This window comes from Shewanella morhuae (genome assembly GCF_003028295.1).
GTDB classification, from domain to species: Bacteria; Pseudomonadota; Gammaproteobacteria; order Enterobacterales; family Shewanellaceae; genus Shewanella; species Shewanella morhuae.
Genome location: NZ_PYSG01000002.1, coordinates 3,196,842 through 3,219,938, shown reverse-complemented (window position 1 = coordinate 3,219,938; position 23,097 = coordinate 3,196,842). Strand labels below are relative to the sequence as shown.

The following is a 23,097-nucleotide window of genomic DNA, read 5'->3' as shown; positions in this document are numbered from 1 at the left end:
TTCTTGGGCATTGAGGACGTCATCGCTGGTGATGTTGTCCACCGTAATGGTGGCGCTGGCGCTGGCATCGACGGTGTGTGTCGAAACGGTGTCGGCAGTAAATGGGTTACGGCGTCATCGGAACCAGAAACGGTTGCGGTGAACGTGGTATCCAGTGCCAAATCGCTTCCCGCAACAGGGAGGCTAAAGCCTAGGCGCCAGTGGTGAGGCGATAACGGTGGTGGTGTAAGTGGTGCCGTTGATCACCATGGTGACAGTATCACCGATGGCAGCATCGCCACCAACGGTACCGGTGACGGTGACATCGCCAGCCGCTTCTTGGGCATTGAGGACGTCATCGCTGGTGATGTTGTCCACCGTAATGGTGGCGCTGGCGCTGGCATCGACGGTGTGTGTCGAAACGGTGTCGCAGTAAATGGGTTACCGGCGTCATCGGAACCAGAAACGGTTGCGGTGAACGTGGTATCCAGTGCCAAATCGCTTCCCGCAACAGGAGGCTAAAGCCTAGGCCGCCAGTGGTGAGGGCGATAACGGTGGTGGTGTAAGTGGTGCCGTTGATCACCATGGTGACAGTATCACCGATGGCAGCATCGCCACCAACGGTACCGGTGACGGTGACATCGCCAGCCGCTTCTTGGGCATTGAGGACGTCATCGCTGGTGATGTTGTCCACCGTAATGGTGGCGCTGGCGCTGCCATCGACGGTGTGTGTCGAAACGGTGTCGGCAGTAAATGGGTTACCGGCGTCATCGGAACCAGAAACGGTTGCGGTGAACGTGGTATCCAGTGCCAAATCGCTTCCCGCAACAGGGAGGCTAAAGCCTAGGCCGCCAGTGGTGAGGGCGATAACGGTGGTGGTGTAAGTGGTGCCGTTGATCACCATGGTGACAGTATCACCGATGGCAGCATCGCCACCAACGGTACCGGTGACGGTGACATCGCCAGCCGCTTCTTGGGCATTGAGGACGTCATCGCTGGTGATGTTGTCCACCGTAATGGTGGCGCTGGCGCTGCCATCGACGGTGTGTGTCGAAACGGTGTCGGCAGTAAATGGGTTACCGGCGTCATCGGAACCAGAAACGGTTGCGGTGAACGTGGTATCCAGTGCCAAATCGCTTCCCGCAACAGGGAGGCTAAAGCCTAGGCCGCCAGTGGTGAGGGCGATAACGGTGGTGGTGTAAGTGGTGCCGTTGATCACCATGGTGACAGTATCACCGATGGCAGCATCGCCACCAACGGTACCGGTGACGGTGACATCGCCAGCCGCTTCTTGGGCATTGAGGACGTCATCGCTGGTGATGTTGTCCACCGTAATGGTGGCGCTGGCGCTGCCATCGACGGTGTGTGTCGAAACGGTGTCGGCAGTAAATGGGTTACCGGCGTCATCGGAACCAGAACGGTTGCGGTGAACGTGGTATCCAGTGCCAAATCGCTTCCGCAACAGGGAGGCTAAAGCCTAGGCCGCCAGTGGTGAGGGCGATAACGGTGGTGGTGTAAGTGGTGCCGTTGATCACATGGTGACAGTATCACCGATGGCAGCATCGCCACCAACGGTACCGGTGACGGTGACATCGCCAGCCGCTTCTTGGGCATTGAGACGTCATCGCTGGTGATGTTGTCCACCGTAATGCTGGCGCTGGCGCTGCATCGACGGTGTGTGTCGAAACGGTGTCGGCAGTAAATGGGTTACCGGCGTCATCGGAACCAGAAACGGTTGCGGTGAACGTGGTATCCAGTGCCAAATCGCTTCCCGCAACAGGGAGGCTAAAGCCTAGGCCGCCAGTGGTGAGGGCGATAACGGTGGTGGTGTAAGTGGTGCCGTTGATCACCATGGTGACAGTATCACCGATGGCAGCATCGCCACCAACGGTACCGGTGACGGTGACATCGCCAGCCGCTTCTTGGGCATTGAGGACGTCATCGCTGGTGATGTTGTCCACCGTAATGGTGGCGCTGGCGCTGCCATCGACGGTGTGTGTCGAAACGGTGTCGGCAGTAAATGGGTTACCGGCGTCATCGGAACCAGAAACGGTTGCGGTGAACGTGGTATCCAGTGCCAAATCGCTTCCCGCAACAGGGAGGCTAAAGCCTAGGCCGCCAGTGGTGAGGGCGATAACGGTGGTGGTGTAAGTGGTGCCGTTGATCACCATGGTGACAGTATCACCGATGGCAGCATCGCCACCAACGGTACCGGTGACGGTGACATCGCCAGCGCTTCTTGGGCATTGAGGACGTCATCGCTGGTGATGTTGTCCACCGTAATGGTGGCGCTGCGCTGCCATCGACGGTGTGTGTCGAAACGGTGTCGGCAGTAAATGGGTTACCGGCGTCATCGGAACCAGAAACGGTTACGGTGAACGTGGTATCCAGTGCCAAATCGCTTCCCGCAACAGGGAGGCTAAAGCCTAGGCCGCCAGTGGTGAGGGCGATAACGGTGGTGGTGTAAGTGGTGCCGTTGATCACCATGGTGACAGTATCACCGATGGCAGCATCGCCACCAACGGTACCGGTGACGGTGACATCGCCAGCCGCTTCTTGGGCATTGAGGACGTCATCGCTGGTGATGTTGTCCACCGTAATGGTGGCGCTGGGCGCTGCGGTATCAATCACCACGTCTTGGGTGACTGTTTTGCTGTTGCGGCCAAGTCGGTGACGGTGGCGCTGACAGGGTAAGTGCCGTCAGCCAGCTCGCTGTCAGTTAAGTCGATGCTCCAGTTGCCACTGACATCAATCACTAAGCCGTTGGCGGTGGTGTACACCACGCCATTGATGGTGACGGCCAAGGTGCTGTTGTCGCCTAAATCGACCGTGCCGTTGAACACTAAGGTGTTGTCATTGGTGATGAAGTCGCTGCCGAGGCGCCAGTGTCATCGGTAATGCTGGTGATCGCCACGGTGTTGCCGTCGCCATCTTGGTCAATTTGGGTGTCTACATTGCCATTATCAGTGGCTTTACCTGTATTACCAGCTGGATCTTTCACTGTTGCTACAGCGGTATAATCACCTTCAGCCAGAGGGGTTGTGACGTCTACTGCGTAGGTGCCATCTTCATTAACAGTCGTTGTTAATGTCTGTTCTGCACCTGTGTTATCTGTGACAACAATCGTAATTGCGCTACCTGGCGTTGCATTTGACGAACCAGTAATAGTTGGGGTGGTATCTTGTGTATTATCGGGTGCATCTACAGTAATATTAGGTGCTGTGATATCCACATTACCGTCATCGGTGGCTGTGCCAGTATTACCTGCAGGATCTGTAACTGTCGCTGTTGCTGTAATAGGGCCTTCGGCGAGTGGGCTAATGACATCGACAGAATAGGTACCATCAGGGTTTACTGTGGTGGTGAGAGTCTGCTCTGCACCTGTGCTGTCGGTGACAACAATCGTAATAGTGCTACCTGGCGGTGCATCAGTCGAACCTGTGATCGTTGGTGTAGTATCTTGGGTTTCATCAGGTGCATCAACAGTAATTGTTGGCGCAGTCGTATCGAGTAGTGCTGAATCACTGCCTTCAGGAGATGTGTTACCGGCACTGTCTGTGATCGTCGCTACAACTGTAATCGTTTCGCCTTCACCGGGAGCTAGAAGGTTGAGATTCACAAAGCCATTGTTGATATCTTCCTGAGTCAGTGTGTAGTCAACACCATTAACAGTCAGCGTATCGCCTACATTTGCACCTGTGCCATCTAAGCCAATAGTGACATTGACTTCAGTATTGCCAGCTAGCTCTTCGTTACTGATAAAACCATCATTGTTTGTATCAGTATTGATAGTGACACTAGGTCCCCCATCGGCGACTGGTGTGACATTGATGGTTAATGTTGCTGAAGAGCCAGTATTGGTTGTGTAAGTAATGACTGGTACTTGGCCATTCCAGTTTTCATTTGGCGTGAAAGTATAAGATCCGTCTGTATTAAGAACCAGAATACCGCCTTCGAGCGCGACTTCTGTTCCTGATGCATAGGTGGTACCGCCGACTTCGAAACTCACAACACTTAAGGTTGAGTCTACATCACTGTCATTATCAAGCACGTTGCCTGTTGCTACAGTGTCTTCTGCAACTGTGGTACTGTCATTTGTAATGATGGAAGGATCGTCGACAGGTGTGATATTAATCGTTAACGTCGTACTTGCACCAGTATTAGTGGTGTAGGTAATGACTGGGACTTGGCCATTCCAGTTTTCATTAGGTGTGAAAGTGTACGAGCCATCAGCATTTAATACTAAGGAGCCGCTTTCGAGGGCGACTTCTGTACCAGCCGCGTAGGTTGTTCCATTTATTTCGAAACTAACGACGCTTAAAATTGAATCTACATCACTGTCGTTATCGAGAACGTTGCCAGAAGCAATAGTATCTTCGTCGACAATATTACTGTCATTGTTAAGGATTGAGGGAGAGTCGGTGGCGATTGTTTGTTCTGGTGTATTGATAACTGTCGCTGCGAATGATTGGCCTGACGTTGAGTAGCCTGAGCTTGCTATTATCTCACTACCACCACGGGCTAAAGTGACATAGCCTGAGTTACCGTCACGACCGGGTGTGTTTCCTGCGGCGGTCTCTGGTAGGTTTTTGGTTGGATCTTCGCCTGATGCGATAAGATCTTGTAACGCTTGGATTTCATCAAAAGCAGCGTCATTATTTGCCGTGGGAGCAACCGCAGCTGTTGTATTCGGTTCAACCTCGTTAGATAGCTTAGTGCCATCGTCGAAGGTGATCTCATAGGTTGCGTTTTCGCCTATATTGAGCACAGCACCTTTAGGGAGTTGTTCGCCATCCTTAGCGGGTTGCTTTGAACCATCAACTTCGATATCAATTTGCCCATTTACCAGCTTAAGCAAACCTTTTTTTGATGTAATTACCGATCCCATAGTAAGCTCCCAACAGCCAAGTGTGTTAATCCATAAAGTATTAATCCAACAGATGTGTTGGATCGCGATACAATTGGCGAAATATTAGCTAATGGAACGACGGATGTCAATTTATTGACACAGCTGCGCTGGTTAGTTTTAATGGGCTTGAGCAAGATAAACGTACGATAGTGTCAAAATTTAGATGTGTAACTAGATATAGTGGTTAAATTTGCAGAGTGGGCTGTATTTAGTGTCTTTGGTTTCTATAAAAAAACATATATATAACAAATTAATCTTAAATTAGAGATTAGTAAATTGTAAAAATAGTTTTTTATTAGCAAATAGGTGGGATTTTCAGGGAATATGGCGTTGCTGAGTTGTTAGTCATGATGCCGTGACTCATTATTTAGAAATCACGGCATCGTTTATCGATGGATTGAATAGAGTTATAGATTAGCAGCCTGACGATAACTTTGATTAGCGTTACTTTGCTCGCCTAACTGTTCTTGAATCCTAGCTAAGGCTAACCAAGAGGCTTTAGTCGGTTCTAGTCGACAAACATTTTGCCAGCAGATTTTTGCTTCTTTCATGTCCCTGGTTTGCTGATATAGCTTGGCTAGGCAGGTCTGGTAGTCTGCATTATTCTCATGAGTCACTTCATATTTCAGTAACTCTTTACGGATCTCGGTATCTTGAGCTGTTGTAATTTCGGGGATAGCTTGTAGCAATGTGGGTTCTGGAGAGCTGCGTAACTTTTTCGAGAGCAGTTTCATGGCTTGATCTTTACGATTAAAGCGACACAAACCCATAGCATAAATCGCTAGAAACTGAGACTGATTACGCTCGCTGCGTGGTAACCATTGCCAACATTGTTCTAATGCTTCTTCACCTTTAATGGTTGCCGCTTGCAGTAAAGCACTGTGAGTGGCGATATTTAGTTCATTCAGCTGAGTATCATCAAGGATTTGGCGTTTCTTCAAAATAGGTAACAATAGTTTAAGCGCATCCCAATCTTCTTGTGCTTGATGTAGCTCAAGGGCAAGTTTAAGTACTGGGGCTTTGCTTTTACTTGTAGGAGATAACTTGTCGAGCTCGACGCGGGCTAAGGTTAATTCCCCTTGTTTTAAAAGATACCGAGTGCGTGTGGTTGTAACCGCGTTTGCTGCCAGTGGTTGTGCTGCTGCGCGATTAAGATATTGGTCACGCTCGGCTATTTTTTGTTGATACTGTGCAGCCCGTGCCGCAGCAAGTAAATTCAGTGCAGGTAGCTCACCGTTGTCAGCGCCTTTGATCATCGCTCGCTCTGCTGCTGGCCAATCTTCTTCAGCCAGTGCTAATGCGCCCATTAATGTATGTTTTTTAGCGGAACGTCGGCGCCAGTGGTGCGGGATAAAACGGCTACGTAACATTAGGTTAATGGCAGTAACTACTATCCATTCCAGTATTTGAAATACAGCATAAAATATAATTAAAGCAATGATGCCAAAGACTAAACTGGTTTCAATCTGATAATCACCTGCCGCAATGTATACATACCCAGTATTGCCGACTAACCAAGGGCTGATGCATAAACCAATCAGCACTATGAGTAACAATATTAATATCTTAATCATAGTGGCGCACCCTCTAATGAGGTGAGTTCACCATAACTTGTGAGCTGTAACAGTAAAGGTTTTGCGGCAAAGGATTTTACGGTTATAGGGTCAAGTTCTAAGGTTGCTAATTTATCAATTTCGGCAATGGCTTCGACCGTTTTATGATCTTGTATATCAAAGTTGGTTTGTATCCATTTACGCGCCATCATAAGCGATTGGTGATACGAAGCTCTATCATAGCGATATAGTGCAAGTTGGCATTGCAATAGTTTATGGCGAATATTTTCAACTAAATACCATTGTTGCTCTGGTGCGAGTAAGGCGGGTGCATCAGCAGTTTTATGGCGGATAGTGATAAAGTCTTCAGTTAATGCTTTCCAGGTTTTACCTAAATTGCTTTGCCAATCATTTAAATCGCTGGTAATCACAGTATCTTGCGGCGCATCGGCGTCTACATCAGTGCGATTAAGTGGCAGTTTATCGAGTTGCTCAATTAAGGTATCCAGAGCTAACACACTACCATCAATATCGGTTGGTTTTATGCTGGACGTGGCGGCGATATCTTTTGCCAGTGCTTTACGAATTGGTAATAACGCGGGGTTGTTCATTGCGGCGATGGTTTCATCGGCTGATTTCAATAAATCAGTGGCAGTGCGGGGATCTTTCTCTAGCCATAGTTTGCGACCTGCCATATTTACTAGATATTCGGCTTCTGAGGCCATCCAATGAGTAGGACTGCGCTGGGCGAGTTTATTGATCCTATCCTGCAATTGCTTTTGTTCTTCGGTTAACTTAGATAATTCTTGGTAAGTCTTAGCATCATTTAGCTGTTGCTGCTCAAGCTGACTAATACGTTGATTGGGTTGTAGCAGTGCTTGCTGTAGTTGCTCTTGCAGGGCGAGATTTTTCTGATTCTGCGTTAGTAGTTGTTGTTGCATCTGTTGATACAACATAAAGCCGCCGCCAAGGCAGCATACCGTTAAGCCTAATGCTAATAAAACCCCCAAACGAATTGCCCATGAGCTTCTAGTGGAGACAGTGGTTTTGCGCGCAGTGCTTTGTGGTTTGGCTTTGCTTGTTTGAGTTTCAGCGGAGGATGCTGAAGTCGCGGGCGTGTCATCGGTTATTATCGATGGTGCAATAATAGTAGGAGTAGCCTCTGATTCTGTATTTTTTGCGTCGTGCTTATTGTTATCCATTTAACAGTCCTTGAAAACATGCTACTGCCGAAACTCGAGTAAAACCCGGCTAAATAGCGCTTAGAGTTTAAGGGCGTTTAGCACGGCTTTGTTGTTGGCTGCACTAGCATTGGTAACTTGGGTTATACCAAAAGCGCGAGCTTGAGCTTCTACTCGATGACTTGGGACTATGATATGACATGCGCGCAGCCATGCAAATAACTCTTTTGGCACTAAATTAATCAGATTATCGAGAGTTTCACCGCTGGTGATAACAATAGTGTCTATCCCGCAGTGTTGCCATTGTAAGGCAATGTGTCGTCCATTTAGCGGTGGACAAGCTCGTTGATACACTTCCCAATAGCGAACATTGGCGCCGCGCTCAACTAATTGCTCGGCTAATGTTTCACGGCCGCCAACACCCCGAATAATAATAATTTGTTTATTTTTAATATCTTGTAGCGGCGAGAGTGTGAGTAATCCCTCGGTCTGCTGACAATCATCTGGGGCTTCGAGGGCGACAATATCGAGTTTATCTAATGCTTCCCACGTAGCGTGTCCAACAGCAAAATATTGAGCTTGAGGCCATGTTTGAGTTTGTGGATCTGTAGCGGTTAAAGCGTCGTCAGCAAACGTTACCGCATTGGCGCTGATACAGATAATCATATCGGCGTTGGCCAGTGGATGCGGGATACTTGCTGCGATAGGGGGCCTCGCTTGGACACACAATAGAGGTGTAACCCAGTGGGCAATGCCTCGTTCATTCAAGGCATCAACCATAGACTGATTGCGCCCTTCAGGACGCGTCAGTAAGACTTTCATCGGCTTAAGCTTTAGCGTAAACGGCGTCGAGTATGCTTTTTGCACCTTTGCTTAAGAGTTCTTCAGCAAGAGCAATACCTAATTGCGTTGATTCGGTTTTGGGGCCGGTGATCACGCCTTCGATGATTTCGCTGCCATCAGGGTTCCCAACAAGGCCACGTAACGTCATTTCATCACCCACAATTTCAGCAAATGCGCCAATCGGTACTTGGCAGCCACCTTCTAGGCGAGTGTTCATCGCACGCTCGGCGATAACGCGGTAACGCGTTTCTAAATGTTCTAATGGAGCCAGCAGGGCTTTAACGCGCTCATCATTAGTACGGCATTCAATACCGACTGCACCTTGGCCATTGGCGGGTAATGATTCTTCTGGAGAAATGAAATTTGCAATTCTCGCTGACAATTTGAGGCGAATAAGTCCTGCAGCAGCAAGAATAATAGCATCGTATTCGCCGTTATCTAGCTTGGCTAAGCGCGTACCGACGTTGCCGCGTAAATCTCTAATCACAATATCAGGGCGCGCCGCACGTAATTGGCATTGGCGACGTAAACTTGAAGTACCAACGATTGCGCCTAGTGGTAATTCGCTGATGGATTTATATAAATTTGATACAAAAGCATCGCGTGGATCTTCGCGCTCGCAAATAATCTCAAGCCCTAAGCCTTCAGGAAACTCGACCGGTACATCTTTCATTGAATGCACAGCGATATCAGCTTGGCCTTCTAATATAGCGACTTCGAGTTCTTTAACAAATAAGCCTTTGCCGCCAACTTTAGCTAATGGCGTGTCTAACATGACATCGCCTTTGGTGCTCATGGGCAGTAGTTCAACCACAATACCTGGGTGAATACGCTCTAATTCAGCTTTAACAAATTCAGCTTGCCACATGGCTAGCGGGCTCTTACGAGTAGCAATACGAATGTGATTTTGAGACATGCTTGAGTTTCCATCAAAGATCATAGTTGCGCCAATGCTAACATTGGCACATCGTTTATGTAAGGAAGCTGTGTCGATTCTTTGAAGTCTGCGAGGTTCTGAGTTAAACGTAAATGTGATGCGGATCACGTTTGGTTGCTCGAATTTACAGAAGTGTTAACATGAGCACATTCTTCATATGTGCCGTGTTTTTGAATGGATCAGCAAATACAATTTCCTGATATAGCCGAAAAGCTTAATAAAGTGCGAATAGCGCGTGCCTTAGTATTGCTGCCCCCGCTGCAAAAGCACTTATTTCATCTGATCCCCTTTCTCGTTCACCACAATAGCGTTAAGTATCCCGGTTACAGTGCCTCCAATACTCCCTGTGGCATTAATGAGTATATTGTTGATGAGCGAGAGTCCCAAGCCTGTGACGTATTTTCACTGCCATTTATGACTGAAGAGGCCGATGTGAATGCGTTTGAAGGCGTTTATGCTATGGGGAGCACCGGTAGTTTTGGCCAAAACAATAAGAGTGATGTGGATGTTTGGCTCATACACCGTGCCGATTTGTGTGCTGAAGATTTAGCGTTAATCAGAGTTAAGACCAACAGGTTGACTGCTTGGTTTGCCGAGTATCAGTTTGAGGTTAATTTTTACTTAGTCCATCCGCAGCAGTTTTGTGGCGATCAAGCTATCCATGGCTGTCAATCATCGATGGCCCACGAACACAGTGGTAGTGCTCAACATTGGTTATTACTTGAAGAATTTTATCGTAGCCAAATTCGGCTAGCGGGTAAAACGATTGCATGGTGGCCAGACGCAAAACTCAATCCAGCATTGTTGTCCTTAGGTGACGTACACGAATTGCCCGCGAGTGAGTATTTTGGGGCTTCGTTATGGCAGCTCTATAAAGGTTTGGATAAACCCCATAAAGCCTTGATTAAAGTATTGTTACTTGAAGCTTACGCTAGCGATTACCCACATTCTAGCTTGCTTTGCGATCGCCTGTGGCAGCGATCTTTAGCGGGAGATTTCTCGATATTGAATGATGCTTATTATTCTATTTACGAGATCATTGAAGCCTATTTACTTAAGCAAAATGATACCCGTCGACTTGAGATTGTACGCCGCTGTTTTTATCTGAAATGTGGTGTGTATTTGAGCCGCGTTCAAGAGGGGAAAGATTGGCGCTATGCTCAATTAAAACAGTTAGTACAGGACTGGCAGTGGCCCGATAGCTTAATTGCGACTTTAGACGACTGTGAGCATTGGCACAGTGGTCAACTCAATTGGTTTAACGACCAGCTTAACGAGCTATTATTGGCAAGCTACCAAACCTTACTGCGTTTCGCATCGACGCATGCATTAAATGAAGGTTTGCGGATTGAAGAGCTCGGTATGCTGACTCGAAAATTACATACCTATTTTAGCCAAGATGAAGATCAAATCGCCAAGCTTAATTTGCTGTGGAGCGCTTCGGTCGCTGAGTCTGAAGTTACTATGGTGTCAAGCTCGCGTGTACGTGAGTACTACCTTTATCGACAAGGGCCACAGCCACAAAATCTTTTAGGTGAATCGGCAATATGTAAAGGTAAGGCGCCATCAACCTTGATGATTTGGGCCTGTTTAAACGGAGTTTCTACACCTGAAACCAAATGGCATGAGTTTGGTCAGAGTAAAGCCAAATCGCGGCGTCTTACCGAAGCATCAAAACGGCTGCTTAATTTTATTGGCCACGATTGGCGCGTGTCAAAGTTGGATTTATGTAAGCCTTGGCACTTCCGTAAATTAATTTTTATGCTGAATTTAGACTGCGACCCCACGATTGAATGGCTCGGACAGGAAATGATGGTCGATGTGATGAACGCGAACGTGTTTTCACTCGGACGTAAAAAAGCCAATATGCTCGGTGCATTAGATGCGATTTGTTTAAACAGTTGGGGCGAGTGGCAGTGCCATCGCTTTGAAGGCGATACCGCAGTACTGCAAGCGTTAGCCTTTGTCACGCCTGGATTAAGACGTGCCAATTTGCCTGTGGATATCGATGTGATCAGCTGCTCGCAAAAATTACGGCCGCAACTCAAATTAGCCGTCAAAACTTTACTGAGGCAAACGGTACGTCTGTGCCAACAAGTGCAGCAATCGAGCACCTTAGTGCAGCCACTGCAGATACGTCATACCCGTTATGGGATCTTTTTTAATCCACTCGGTATGGCCTATCAGGACTTGAGTGATGCTAAGTCTTTTTATCAACAGTTATCTCGTAGTCACTTAGTGCAACTGCCGCGCCCTGAGCTGGGCGATGATCCCTTTTCGAGTATGCCTAAAGTGGTGCAAAACTATGCCGCTAAAGGTACTATCCAGTATTTTTTACGCCAGCGAACCGATAACTTGGACGTATTTATTCTCGATGAAGAAAACCAGTTAAGTCATTATGTTCAGGCGGGATCTAACATGGACGAGTTAGTCAATAAAGTGAGTCATCACTATGTGTTTGACGAGCACTATGCTTCACGTGCACAGTTTAATATTCCGCAGTTTTTTCATTTAGTACGAGTCATGGGCGAGTTAACCGTGGCACCTTTCGGTATGGACATTACCGATCAAGATACTGAATTTTAACGTTACTTTTAGATGCGTTGAAAATACAGTCGGTTGAGAATAAGTGATGGGAAATAAACAATGGGAGCCTTAGCTCCCATTTTGTTTTGCGCAATACACAGTTTGAATTAAAAACTGAGTTTAATTCCACCTTGGCGCTGGATAGAGTCTTGTACGAATGGCATAAATTCGTTGCCACTACGCCCGTCAATCCACTTACCCTCTACAAAACCAAAGTGGTACCCACCAAAACGTGTGGCTAACCAAATCTCGTGCAAAGGTTCTTGCTTGTTGATAACAATTTTTGAGCCATCAACAAACTCTAATTGTAATACGTTGCCACTGGCATCGATATCGACATCGGCATCTTGCTCATCAATCGCAGTTTCAATCGCATTTTCTATCGCTTGGAACATGTCATCAGCGAGCTGGTGAAATTCTGTATCTGTCATGGCCATGCATTTCTGTCCTTTGCTTTCGTCAAGATGGATGCGATTATAAGGCTATTAGCCATCAGATGCACAGATGTTGAGAAAAATGAGACTGTTTTTATTGTTATTGCTTGGTAGCCTATTTATTACGGCATGTGGTCAGAAAGGCCCTCTTTATCGCTCACCTGCCACTGAGGTGAGTCAGCCTAAAAGCATCGAGGCGTCTAAAGCGGCGTCTGAAGCAGAAGAAATCAAAACCGAAATTAGATCCATCGAAGTACAAAAAAACCAACAATAACAATTACTATTGCAGCGATAACGCGCAGTAAGGAATCAGACATTGGATCACTTTCTCTACCAAGATAATACCTTGTATGCCGAAGGCTGTCAGGTTACTGAATTAGCTCAAACTTATGGCACGCCACTGTATATCTATTCGCGCGCAACCCTTGAGCGCCATTGGCATGCTTTTAATAATGCAGTGGCAGACCATCCACATCTTATTTGCTATGCAGTTAAAGCTAACGCTAACCTTGCGGTACTGAATGTATTAGCACGTTTAGGCAGTGGTTTTGATATTGTGTCCGGCGGTGAACTCGCTCGCGTCATCGAAGCCGGTGGCGATCCTGCTAAAGTGGTGTTCTCTGGTGTGGGTAAAACCGTTGCTGAAATGGAGCAAGCACTTAATCTGGGCATTTACTGTTTTAACGTTGAATCAAGCGCCGAGCTTGAGCAGTTAAATCAGGTTGCGGACCGTTTGGGTAAAGTTGCCCCTGTATCACTGCGGATAAATCCAGATGTCGACGCTGGAACTCATCCTTATATTTCGACTGGTCTTAAAGAAAACAAATTCGGTATTGCTATGGACGAGGCGGAAATCGTTTTCGCCCGTGCCCGTGTTTTACCTCATCTACATATTAAAGGTGTAGATTGCCATATCGGCTCGCAATTGACTGAAATCCAACCATTCCTTGATGCGATGGATCGTATGCTGGCATTAATCGATCGCTTGGCAGAGCAAGGTATTGTTATTGAGCATTTCGATGTCGGTGGCGGTTTAGGGGTGACTTATGATGATGAAACCCCGCCGCACCCTGATGTGTATGCCGCGGCTCTACTTAAGCGTTTAGGCAGCCGTCAACTTAAACTGATTTTTGAACCGGGGCGCGCAATTGCCGCTAACGCGGGGATTTTTGTCACTCAAGTGCTTTACCTTAAAGAAAACAGTGATAAGCGTTTTGCGATTGTCGATGGCGCGATGAATGACTTAATCCGTCCAGCGCTTTACAGTGCATGGCAAAAAATTATTCCCGTAGCGCCAAGAAGCTCACAAGCCTATGATTTTGATATCGTTGGCCCAGTGTGCGAAACCGGTGACTTTTTAGGTAAAGATCGCCAACTTGCGTTAGCGGCCGGTGATTTGCTTGCTGTACGCTCCAGTGGTGCCTATGGTTTTGCAATGGCATCTAACTACAATACGCGCCCTCGTGCGGCCGAGATTATGGTCGATGGTGAGCAGGCTTACCTTGTGCGTGAGCGAGAAAAGTTATCGCAACTGTGGCAAGGTGAGCAGCTCCTGCCGTAAACTAGAAAAATATATTGATTCAGGCGCTTGGATTCATCATTTATGAGCCGCGCCTTGGCTTAAAGGATAAGTATCTTGATCCAATTCACTAAGATGCACGGTCTTGGCAATGATTTTATGGTGGTCGATGGGATCACACAAAACGTGTTTTTTTCGCCAGAGCAAATCCGCCGTCTAGCCGATCGTAACTTTGGCATCGGTTTTGACCAACTTCTTTTAGTTGAGCCGCCCTATGATCCTGATTTAGATTTTCATTATCGTATTTTTAATGCTGACGGCAGTGAAGTTGAGCAATGTGGCAATGGTGCGCGTTGTTTTGCGCGTTTTGTACGTAATAAGGGGCTGACAAATAAGAATAAAATTCGTGTTAGCACCTCATCTGGCAAAATGACATTGCGTTTGGAGCGTGATGGAACGGTTACCGTAAATATGGGTGTGCCAATTCTCGAGCCGAGTCAAATTCCTTTTAAAGCCAAGAAACCCGAAAAAACCTACCTACTGCAAACACCGCTACAAACCTTTTTATGTGGTGTAGTGTCGATGGGTAATCCACATTGTGTGCTCGATGTTGAAGATGTGACCAGCGCTCCTGTCGCTGAAATTGGCGCTATGTTGACCAAACATGAACGCTTTCCGCGCGGGGTTAATGTAGGCTTTATGCAAGTGGTAAACTCAGGTCATATTAAACTGCGGGTGTATGAACGCGGTGCGGCTGAAACCTTAGCTTGTGGTACAGGTGCGTGCGCTGCTGTGGTTGTCGGCCAAATACAAGGCAAGTTAGGGAAACAAGTACAGGTAGATTTACCCGGCGGCACGTTAAGTATTAACTGGGAAGGTGAAGGTAAGCCGCTGTGGATGACGGGTCCTGCACAGCACGTTTACGATGGACAAATTCAGTTATGACCGAGCCTTTGATGCCGCAGACTAATGTGCCCTTCGATGAGTTGATAATTCGTGAGTATCTACTCGATAATACTAGCTTTTTTAATCGTTACCCTGAACTGCTACTAGCAATGCGTTTACCTCATATGGAGCGTGGCGCGATATCCTTAGTAGAACGTCGCCAAGAAATGCTGCGCCAGCGGGTGAGCCAATTAGAAGAAGAGATCACTAGCCTATTAACGATGGCGACGCGTAACGAAAAAATTTATCAATTCAATACCGAGTTATCATTTAAGTTACTGAACTGTGCTGATTTAATCTCACTCAAGGAAGTCTTAGCCGATAGTTTGAAAATGCAGTTTAACTTTAGTCATGTGCGTTTAGTCAGCGTTCTTGATGCTGATATGAAGGCAATATGGGATCAAAGGCTGCATAAAGGTCACTATTTTGGTCGCTTAACACAGCAAGAAGCTAAACGTTTATTTGGTAGTGAAGTGGGCTCGGTTGCACTGACTAAATTGTCCGAAGATACCCCCGTCATTTTTGCGATTGCCAGCCAAGATGCAACCCATTTTCATCCAGATATGGATAACATGCTACTGGAACAATTGCAGCGTTTACTGGCGCATATGCTTGCTAAGCTGTAAAGGCAATGGGGTGGCATTTACTCCCTTAGTTTTTATAGTAAACCGATGAGGAAACCGAGATGAGTACGCAAACAGGTGATGTGTTGGCGCTCAATACTCAATGGTTACAAACCTTTGAACGCTATTTGAGTACTGAGAAGCAGCTGTCTACTCATACAGTGCGTAATTACCTTTACGAGCTCAACCGTGGCAGTGCACTTTTACCTGAAAGTGTGCATCTACTTAATGTGAGCCGTGAGCACTGGCAGCAGGTATTAGCCAAATTACACCGTAAAGGTTTAAGCCCACGATCCCTTTCTTTGTGTTTATCTGCGGTAAAACAATGGGGTGAGTTTCTACTGCGCGAAGGCGTCATTGAACTTAATCCCGCTAAGGGTCTAAGCGCACCGAAACAAGCCAAACCTTTACCGAAAAATATTGATATCGATGCTATTACCCATTTATTGGACATTGAAGGCACAGATCCTCTAAGTCTGCGGGATAAAGCCATGATGGAGTTGTTTTATTCCAGTGGCCTGCGTTTGGCAGAGCTTGCGGCGCTTAATATATCCAGCGTGCAATACGACGTGAAAGAAGTGCGAGTTTTAGGTAAAGGTAATAAAGAGCGTATCGTCCCCGTCGGGCGCTTGGCGATTGATGCTCTACAGGCTTGGCTTAATTGTCGAAAGCAAATCCCCTGCGAAGATAACGCCTTATTTGTGACTGAAAAAGGTAAGCGTTTATCCCATCGCAGTATTCAGGCACGAATGGCAAAATGGGGACAAGAACAGGCATTATCGGTACGAGTTCATCCACATAAACTGCGTCATTCCTTTGCCACTCACATGTTAGAAGCGAGCGCCGATCTGCGGGCGGTGCAAGAATTATTGGGCCATGCTAACCTAGCGACCACACAAATCTATACCAGTTTGGATTTCCAACACTTAGCTAAGGTGTATGATAACGCCCATCCTCGAGCGAAAAAACCACAGGATAAATAATGCGTTGCTATCTTAGACCCCAACATATTCAAGCGATCAGTTTCGATCTCGATGACACCTTATACGACAATCTACCGCATATTCTAAATGCTGAAGCTGAGCTGGCGATATTTTTACAGCAGGCGTTTCCTTTATCGCAGGCATGGCAACCCCATGATTGGCGCAGTCTAAAACAACAACTCCTGCAGCAACATCGCGAACTTGCCCACGACACTAGCGCAGCCCGTTTGGCTACGCTGCGCTGCGGCCTCATTCAATTAGGTTATTCGGCTATGGAGGCTGAGCGCGGCGCTGAGCAAGGATTAGCGTGTTTTTATTTTCATCGCAGTAATTTTCGAATATCTGATGAAGTGCTGTTATTACTCAAACACTTGTCAGGGCATTTTAGATTAGTCGGCATCACTAATGGTAATGTGGATGCCGAGCGGATTGGTTTAGGCGATGCTTTTGAATTTGTGCTTCACCCTGGTAGTGGCGTGCAAATGAAACCCGCTAAAGACATGTTCGAGTTAGCTTGTTTGCGGTTAAATATTGCGCCGCAGCATTTACTCCATGTAGGCGATAACATGAATGCCGATGTTCGTGGTGCGCGGCTTGCTGGGTGTCAATCTGTATGGTTGAACCCCAGTTTTGGCCGAAACGATTCGTTACCTATCGCAACTCTATTACCACATTTAGAAATTACCTCCCTTGATGCTTTGGCAAAAGTGCTAGCAATTGATGCAAAATAGTTCAGTGTGACAATAGTTCAGTGTGACAATAGTTCAGTGTACATTTTCAACCTGCATCTTTCCTGATCTAAGGGTGATTGAGATCAAGGTTTTACCACCATATTTACACTAAAGTTAAGCTTTAATTGAAGCCCATAAGCTATCTGACACTATATTTTCAGGTAGTGTGGTATCAATCACTAAAGTCACTGACTAAGGCTATTTTATGGCGCGTATCGGTTTGTTATTACTGCTCAGCTTATGTGGGATTGCGCCGGTGTCGGCCCATGAAATTCATTCAGGCGGCGGCTTCATGTCAGGGTTTAATCATCCTGTTTTGGGGTTTGATCATCTGTTAGCGATGTTGAGTGTGGGTATGTTGAGTACCCAGCTTGGTGGTCGCGCTATTTGGACTGTACCACTCGCCTTTGTCGTTTTTATGTTGTTTGGTGGAATATTAGGTTTATACGGCATTGCTGTTCCTTTCGTTGAAATAGGTATCGCTTTATCAGTGCTGCTGCTTGGGCTTGCTATCGCTTTTGACCGTCAAATCCCGTTGTTATTTGCTATGACTTTTGTAGGGGTATTTGCGATTTTTCACGGCCATGCCCACGGCGCAGAAATACCGGAATTGGCAAGTCCAGTCCTGTACGCCTTAGGTTTTTTATTTGGTACAGCGGTCATCCATTTAGGTGGCGTAATGATAGGTCTTGGGATGCAAAAGATGACAGGGCAACGCAACTTAATGCGTGTCACGGGCGCAGCGATTGCCGCCATGGGGGGCTATTTATTAGCAGGATTGTGAGGCTGATTATAAGGCTATCGCAGGCTTATACTTATAATAGGATTAGTCAGGTTGTAGAGCGGTAAGTTAACGCGCCTTGAGTTGTTTCATGCAAAGATGGGCGCGGCGTTGCATTAGATTGACCTGCCGACGACTTGCATGCATGTCGGCATCTCCTACCCTAAAATAGCTTCCCGTATAGGGATCCCCGCCCACATAAATTGGTTTTAGCTGTTCTGGCGCCAGTGGTATACGGATACGAATAAGCTTTTTATTCATAATTTCAATAATCTGTACATCCGAAATAGCCAAGATATTGTGACTGGTGCGGCTAGGGTTATCGAGTATTTCCCAAAACTCCTGCAAAACGGGCAGGGGATTCGGTATACCTTCAATACTGAAATGGCCATGTTCTTCACGTACACCTAAGATAATCTCGCCACCTAACGTGTTGGCAAAGGAACTATAGGTGGCCCAAATATCTTCGGGCAATTGACCTTGTCCGTCACGGCCACCGGCGAGCTTAAATTCTACTTGGGCCGATTCATGTAAATCGTCGATATCATCGAGTGCAAATGATTGAAATGTCATGGCAGCTTATCCGTCAGCGACACATAACTTGTTGTAGCACGTCGATAATTGAAAGGCCAGACTTAGGGATCAACAGGTCTGGCAAAAGCTGGTTATTGAAATACAGTCATGGGCAACAGTAAATCGATGTTAAGCATGACATAACACAATTCATGCATTGTCTTCAGGTTTATTATGGTCACTGCCAAATAATTCGAGGCGCCTAGCGCCTCGAATTATTAATTAGATGCTGATAATAAAGCGGTGGACTAGCCGAGTTGTCCTGCAATCATCAGTTCTTTTGTTTCAGGGACTTCATTATAGGATAGAACATGGAGTCCCCGAGCGAAGGCGAGTGCATAACGTGCTAGGAAAGGTCTGAGCTGCGGCGACACGAGCAGGATTGGGTTATAGCCCTTCTCTTTGGTTTCGGCTAGTAACTGAGGCATTTTTTGTTGCAGTTGTGCTAGTAAATTCGGCTCGATGGGGAAGCTATCCAGTGCGACTTTGCCTTGCTGTTGTGATTGATTCAGTGCAATCATTAAAGTCTGCTCTAACTCTGGAGTCAGGGTGAGTACGTTTAACTGCGAACTGCTACCGGCAATTTGATGCAATATGGTGTTGCGTAAAGCACAGCGGACATCAGCAGCGAGTAAGACGGGATCTTTTGTTTGTTCACTGCATTCCAATAGCGTGGTAGCTATAGTGCGTATATCTTTGAGCGGTACTTGTTCTTTAAGTAACAGACGGAAAACTTTAAGTAACTGTATTGTTGTTAAACTTGTACTGAGTGATTCTGCAAGCTTTGGCGCCTGCTTACTTAACCTGTCAGTGAGTTGCATAATATCATCATGTTGCAATAATTCTGGCAATGATTCTCGTAGCAGTTTACTGACATGAGTAGCAATAATCGTGGCATTATCGACGACGGAATAACCTAAGTTGAGTGCCTTTGCTTTTAAATCTGGTGCTATCCAAATGGCATCCATTTGATAAGCGGGTTCTTTAGTTAAAATACCATCAATTTTGCCATATACAGGGCCACTTTTTATCGCTAATAAAAGGTCAGGCTCGAGCTCGGCAATTGCGACTTGAGTTCCCATAAAATTTATTTGGTATGCATGTGGTGCTAACGCTAAGTTATCGCGTACTCTGACTTCTGATAATAAAAAACCGACTTGCTCTGAGAGTGTGCGCCTGATCCCTGTCAGGCGTTTTTGTAATTCTGCTCCTTTAGTTTTTTCAACTAAGTGCACCAATCTATAGCCTAATCTGACTTCGATAATGTCGGTAAACGGCAACGACTCCCAGCTTGGAGCTGAAGGCTCTGTGAGGCTATTTTCGATCAGTTCTTCTGCTTTTTCCTCTGGAAGAGATATTTTATTTTGATTTTGTTTCCATGCGGCAAAACCCAGTAATATTGCAAAAGATAAGAAGACTAAAGCGGGCATGCCAGGGGTAATACCCAAAATCGCCATTACGATGGAGGCAGTCGCTAACGTTCTAGGATTGGCGAGTAATTGGCGGCTCAACTGAGTCGGCATTTCTTCTGCGTCAGAGACTCGAGTTACGATAATTGCCGCAGCGGTGGCCAGTAGTAATGAGGGGATTTGTGCGACTAGACCATCACCAATGGTTAATAATGCATAGGTTTTAAAGGCTTCTGCAGCACTGAGATCATGCATAAAGATACCGATGCTGACCCCACCAATAATGTTGATGGCTAAAATTAATAGTCCAGCAATGGCATCGCCTCTCACAAACTTTGACGCACCGTCCATAGAACCATAGAAATCGGCTTCTCTAGCCACATCTTGTCGACGCTGGCTAGCTTGTTCGTGTGTCAGTGTTCCCGCATTAAGATCTGCATCGATTGCCATTTGTTTGCCGGGTAGGGCATCTAATGTAAAGCGTGCTGATACTTCGGAGATGCGCTCACCACCTTTGGTAATTACCACAAAGTTGATAATCATCAAAATTAAGAAGATAACAGCACCAACGACATAGTTTCCGCCAATAACGACTTCACCAAATGCTTGAATAACTTTACCTGCGGCGTCGCCGCCTTCATGCCCTTCGATAAGCACCACGCGTGTCGATGCCACGTTCAAGGTGAGGCGCATTAATGTGGCGAGTAGCAATAAGGTCGGGAATACAGAGAACTCTAATGGTCGCCTGATGGACACACTCACCAACAGGACCATGACAGCCAGAACGATGTTAAAGGTAAACAAAATATCCAGTAGCCATGCAGGCAGTGGCAAAATCACCATTGCAAGAATAGCGAGCAGCATCACTGGAATACCAATATAGCTGTAGTTACCTGAAAAGGTGCGTGAAAGCCAATTCATAGATTAAACGATCCTTTAATCGTGACGTAAATTAGGTGGAATAAAAAAATGGGGTAAAGGTGCCGGTTTTTGTTGTAAACCTTTACGGGCCGCTTTGATCTGCATGACATAACTCAGTACATGTGCGATAGCGATAAAAAGTGCGCTGGGTATTTGCTGATCAACCTGAGTTGAATGATAAATTGCTCGAGTCAGCGGCGGAATGTCAATAATTTCAATATTATGTTTCTTTGCCAATTCACGCATATACAACGCCAGCTCTTCGGTACCTTTGGTTAGCACATACGGTGCATCGGCTAAATCTGGGTTGTATTTCAAAGCCACTGCATAATGAGTGGGATTAACCAAGAGAACATCGGCTTTTGGTATGGTGATAGCAGCACGAGATTGGGCCATTCGTTGCTGTAACTGACGAATTTTGGCTTTAATCTCGGGCTTACCTTCTTGTTGGGTGTGCTCATCTTTGACTTCTTGACGAGACATACGTAATTCTTTGTTGTGGTTCCAGTACTGATACGGTACGTCAATAAATGCGATAACCAGCAGCCCTGTGCCAAGGTAAAGCATGCCTTGCGAGAGTAAATCAATACCATCACGAACGGCTTCATCGATTGGTCGTTGGCTGTAACTGAGTAAACCCTGTAAATGACCTTGCAAGAAAACCAACATAATTCCGATAAGCAGCACGATTTTCAAGGTAGATTTGAATAGCTCCACCAGTGATTTAGTGGAAAATATTCTTCCGATGCCTGAAATAGGATCAATGCGACTGTACTTAAAATTGGCATTGCCAAAATTAAATATTGGGCCACCCGGCAGCGCACCTGCGATCGCGGCTAATAGCGCCACCATAATAAATAATGGAGTTAACATGCTGAGCATTTCAACTAGGCTAGCGCCAAGATGGCGCACCATCATATCCGGCTGATCTAACTCTGCACGGGTCAGCAACATATTGTATTTTGCTAAGCCGCTGGCTTTAGTGGCAAACCAATCTGCATTACTCGTCAGCATGATTGAACAGCCCATAATCAGCGCGGCTGAGGCGAGATCCTTAGAGCGTGGTACTTGGCCTTCTTTCCTCGCTTTACGCTGTTTTTGAGGGGTCGCTTTTTCTGTTTTATCTTGCTTAGGCGTACTCATGTAATCCCACCGATAAACTGGTACATAGCCGTTAAGGCATCTAAACAAAGATCACTATAGCGACTGGGTATGCCGCTGAGTGATAGCAATACACAAATTAGGCCCATTAACAGTGTCATTGGAAAACCCAGCGAAAAAATGTTTAACGAGGGCGCCGCACGGCTTAATACGCCAAAAGTAATATTGACCATTAACATGGCAAGTACTGCTGGAATGGCGAGCATGAAAGATGCGGTAAAAAGCCAACCCATTCGGCTAATTAACCCCATTATGGGCAGGTCAAGAATGCCATTGCCAATTGGCCATAAGCGGAAACTATCGACAATAATATTCAGTGCGACTAAGTGACCATCCAGAGCAAGGAAAATCAAGGTGCCAAAGATTTGTAACCACTCACTTAAAATTGGGTTGGTTTCGCCATTGGCTGGGTCATTCATTACTGCCATGGCTAAACCCATCTGCATGGACATGATATTGCCAAGCATTGTCATCACATGGATTAAAAGCGTTAAAAATAACGCGAGCATAAATCCGATCAGTAACTGTTCAACGGCTAAAAAGAAAGAACCTAAAGACACAGCATCTATCGAAGGAACAGGCGGCAGCATAGGTGCCATTAGCGCTGCAATACTCAAAGCCAAGAAGATTCGTACCATGACGGGAACATAGGAGTTTCCTAGCAATGGCATAACCATAAAAGCGCCCATGATACGGCAAAAAGGCCACCATAGGCTGCCAATAAACATGCTGATTTCTGTTGAGGTTAGTGACAGCATATCAACCGATAATATGAGGAATGTTCATAAATAATCGGTCAAACAAATCACTTAGCTGTTGGATAATCCAGGTGCCTGAAAAAAGCACCATGAGTAAGGTAATGATCAGTCTGGGCAAAAAGCTTAATGTTTGTTCGTTAACTTGTGTGGCGGCCTGAAATACCGCAACGATAAGCCCGACAATGAGCCCCGGAGCTACAAGGGTTGAGACCATCATGATCACCAGAAACATGGAGTCGGCAAAAAGCGAAGTCAGTTCATTGACGTCCAT

21 protein-coding genes and 1 pseudogene are annotated in these 23,097 nt (G+C 46.4%); 8 read left to right on the top strand and 14 right to left on the bottom strand.

Annotation, left to right across the window (positions count from 1 at the left end; genetic code table 11):
- Positions 1 to 183: 183 nt before the first annotated feature.
- The 8 genes and pseudogenes from C9I43_RS14635 to hemC all read right to left on the bottom strand — a co-directional run bounded on the left by C9I43_RS14635 (position 184) and on the right by hemC (position 9,381).
- Positions 184 to 357, bottom strand: coding sequence for an Ig-like domain-containing protein (locus C9I43_RS14635; protein WP_258191980.1), 174 nt, complete (start codon positions 355 to 357; stop codon positions 184 to 186).
- Positions 335 to 1,441: an Ig-like domain-containing protein gene (locus C9I43_RS14630; RefSeq protein ID WP_181317899.1), complete on the bottom strand. Its 1,107-nt coding sequence runs from the start codon at positions 1,439 to 1,441 to the stop codon at positions 335 to 337. The genes C9I43_RS14635 and C9I43_RS14630 overlap by 23 nt, the downstream gene beginning before the upstream one ends.
- Before the next feature lie 85 nt (positions 1,442 to 1,526).
- Entirely contained in the window at positions 1,527 to 2,150 is a 624-nt protein-coding gene (locus tag C9I43_RS19105; protein ID WP_107883973.1) for an Ig-like domain-containing protein, read from the bottom strand.
- A 403-nt stretch (positions 2,151 to 2,553) separates the two neighbouring features.
- A pseudogene (locus tag C9I43_RS19090) lies at positions 2,554 to 4,867 on the bottom strand (retention module-containing protein); the annotation flags it as partial.
- Positions 4,868 to 5,295: 428 nt separating this feature from the next.
- Entirely contained in the window at positions 5,296 to 6,462 is a 1,167-nt protein-coding gene (locus C9I43_RS14615) for a heme biosynthesis HemY N-terminal domain-containing protein (RefSeq protein WP_107883971.1), read from the bottom strand.
- Positions 6,459 to 7,643: a uroporphyrinogen-III C-methyltransferase gene (locus tag C9I43_RS14610; protein ID WP_107883969.1), complete on the bottom strand. Its 1,185-nt coding sequence runs from the start codon at positions 7,641 to 7,643 to the stop codon at positions 6,459 to 6,461. Before C9I43_RS14610 ends, C9I43_RS14615 begins: the two co-directional genes overlap by 4 nt.
- Positions 7,644 to 7,703: 60 nt before the next feature.
- Positions 7,704 to 8,444 (bottom strand): uroporphyrinogen-III synthase, encoded by a 741-nt coding sequence (locus C9I43_RS14605; protein ID WP_107883967.1) that lies wholly within the window; start codon positions 8,442 to 8,444, stop codon positions 7,704 to 7,706.
- Between the two features lie 4 nt (positions 8,445 to 8,448).
- Positions 8,449 to 9,381 (bottom strand): hydroxymethylbilane synthase, encoded by a 933-nt coding sequence (gene hemC, locus C9I43_RS14600; protein WP_076499039.1) that lies wholly within the window; start codon positions 9,379 to 9,381, stop codon positions 8,449 to 8,451.
- 195 nt (positions 9,382 to 9,576) lie between these two features.
- On the opposite strand from hemC, the gene C9I43_RS14595 reads away from it, so the two are divergent.
- The gene (locus C9I43_RS14595; protein ID WP_107883965.1) at positions 9,577 to 11,988 is read left to right on the top strand and encodes a class I adenylate cyclase; all 2,412 of its coding nucleotides are present in this window, start codon (positions 9,577 to 9,579) and stop codon (positions 11,986 to 11,988) included.
- A 107-nt stretch (positions 11,989 to 12,095) separates the two neighbouring features.
- Here the strand turns inward: C9I43_RS14595 and cyaY are convergent, their stop codons facing one another.
- Positions 12,096 to 12,425: an iron donor protein CyaY gene (gene cyaY, locus C9I43_RS14590; RefSeq protein ID WP_076499034.1), complete on the bottom strand. Its 330-nt coding sequence runs from the start codon at positions 12,423 to 12,425 to the stop codon at positions 12,096 to 12,098.
- 79 nt (positions 12,426 to 12,504) lie between these two features.
- Here cyaY and lptM point away from each other — a divergent pair, with 79 nt between their 5' ends.
- The 7 genes from lptM to C9I43_RS14555 all read left to right on the top strand — a co-directional run bounded on the left by lptM (position 12,505) and on the right by C9I43_RS14555 (position 18,007).
- On the top strand, positions 12,505 to 12,696 hold the full coding sequence (gene lptM, locus C9I43_RS14585) for an LPS translocon maturation chaperone LptM (protein WP_258191976.1): 192 nt from the start codon (positions 12,505 to 12,507) through the stop codon (positions 12,694 to 12,696).
- 42 nt (positions 12,697 to 12,738) lie between these two features.
- Entirely contained in the window at positions 12,739 to 13,983 is a 1,245-nt protein-coding gene (gene lysA, locus C9I43_RS14580) for a diaminopimelate decarboxylase (RefSeq protein ID WP_107883961.1), read from the top strand.
- A 75-nt stretch (positions 13,984 to 14,058) separates the two neighbouring features.
- A complete protein-coding gene (gene dapF, locus C9I43_RS14575; RefSeq protein ID WP_107883959.1) occupies positions 14,059 to 14,886 on the top strand; it encodes a diaminopimelate epimerase in 828 nt (275 codons plus the stop codon).
- Complete coding sequence (locus C9I43_RS14570; protein WP_107883957.1) at positions 14,883 to 15,512, top strand: DUF484 family protein; 630 nt, start codon at positions 14,883 to 14,885, stop codon at positions 15,510 to 15,512. Before dapF ends, C9I43_RS14570 begins: the two co-directional genes overlap by 4 nt.
- Positions 15,513 to 15,571: 59 nt before the next feature.
- Complete coding sequence (gene xerC / locus C9I43_RS14565) at positions 15,572 to 16,492, top strand: tyrosine recombinase XerC (RefSeq protein WP_107883955.1); 921 nt, start codon at positions 15,572 to 15,574, stop codon at positions 16,490 to 16,492.
- Positions 16,492 to 17,223: an HAD-IA family hydrolase gene (locus C9I43_RS14560; RefSeq protein ID WP_107883953.1), complete on the top strand. Its 732-nt coding sequence runs from the start codon at positions 16,492 to 16,494 to the stop codon at positions 17,221 to 17,223. Before xerC ends, C9I43_RS14560 begins: the two co-directional genes overlap by 1 nt.
- 205 nt (positions 17,224 to 17,428) lie before the next feature.
- Positions 17,429 to 18,007 (top strand): HupE/UreJ family protein, encoded by a 579-nt coding sequence (locus C9I43_RS14555; protein ID WP_107883952.1) that lies wholly within the window; start codon positions 17,429 to 17,431, stop codon positions 18,005 to 18,007.
- A 66-nt stretch (positions 18,008 to 18,073) separates the two neighbouring features.
- Here C9I43_RS14555 and C9I43_RS14550 read toward each other — a convergent pair whose 3' ends face one another.
- The 5 genes from C9I43_RS14550 to fliQ form a co-directional block, all read right to left on the bottom strand.
- On the bottom strand, positions 18,074 to 18,577 hold the full coding sequence (locus tag C9I43_RS14550; RefSeq protein ID WP_107883950.1) for an AlbA family DNA-binding domain-containing protein: 504 nt from the start codon (positions 18,575 to 18,577) through the stop codon (positions 18,074 to 18,076).
- Positions 18,578 to 18,825: 248 nt separating this feature from the next.
- Complete coding sequence (gene flhA, locus C9I43_RS14545) at positions 18,826 to 20,907, bottom strand: flagellar biosynthesis protein FlhA (protein WP_076499008.1); 2,082 nt, start codon at positions 20,905 to 20,907, stop codon at positions 18,826 to 18,828.
- Between the two features lie 15 nt (positions 20,908 to 20,922).
- The gene (gene flhB, locus C9I43_RS14540) at positions 20,923 to 22,050 is read right to left on the bottom strand and encodes a flagellar biosynthesis protein FlhB (protein WP_076499006.1); all 1,128 of its coding nucleotides are present in this window, start codon (positions 22,048 to 22,050) and stop codon (positions 20,923 to 20,925) included.
- Positions 22,047 to 22,826, bottom strand: a complete 780-nt coding sequence (fliR, locus tag C9I43_RS14535) for a flagellar biosynthetic protein FliR (protein ID WP_107883948.1) — start codon at positions 22,824 to 22,826, stop codon at positions 22,047 to 22,049. Before fliR ends, flhB begins: the two co-directional genes overlap by 4 nt.
- A gap of 1 nt (position 22,827) precedes the next feature.
- A complete protein-coding gene (gene fliQ / locus C9I43_RS14530; protein ID WP_076499001.1) occupies positions 22,828 to 23,097 on the bottom strand; it encodes a flagellar biosynthesis protein FliQ in 270 nt (89 codons plus the stop codon).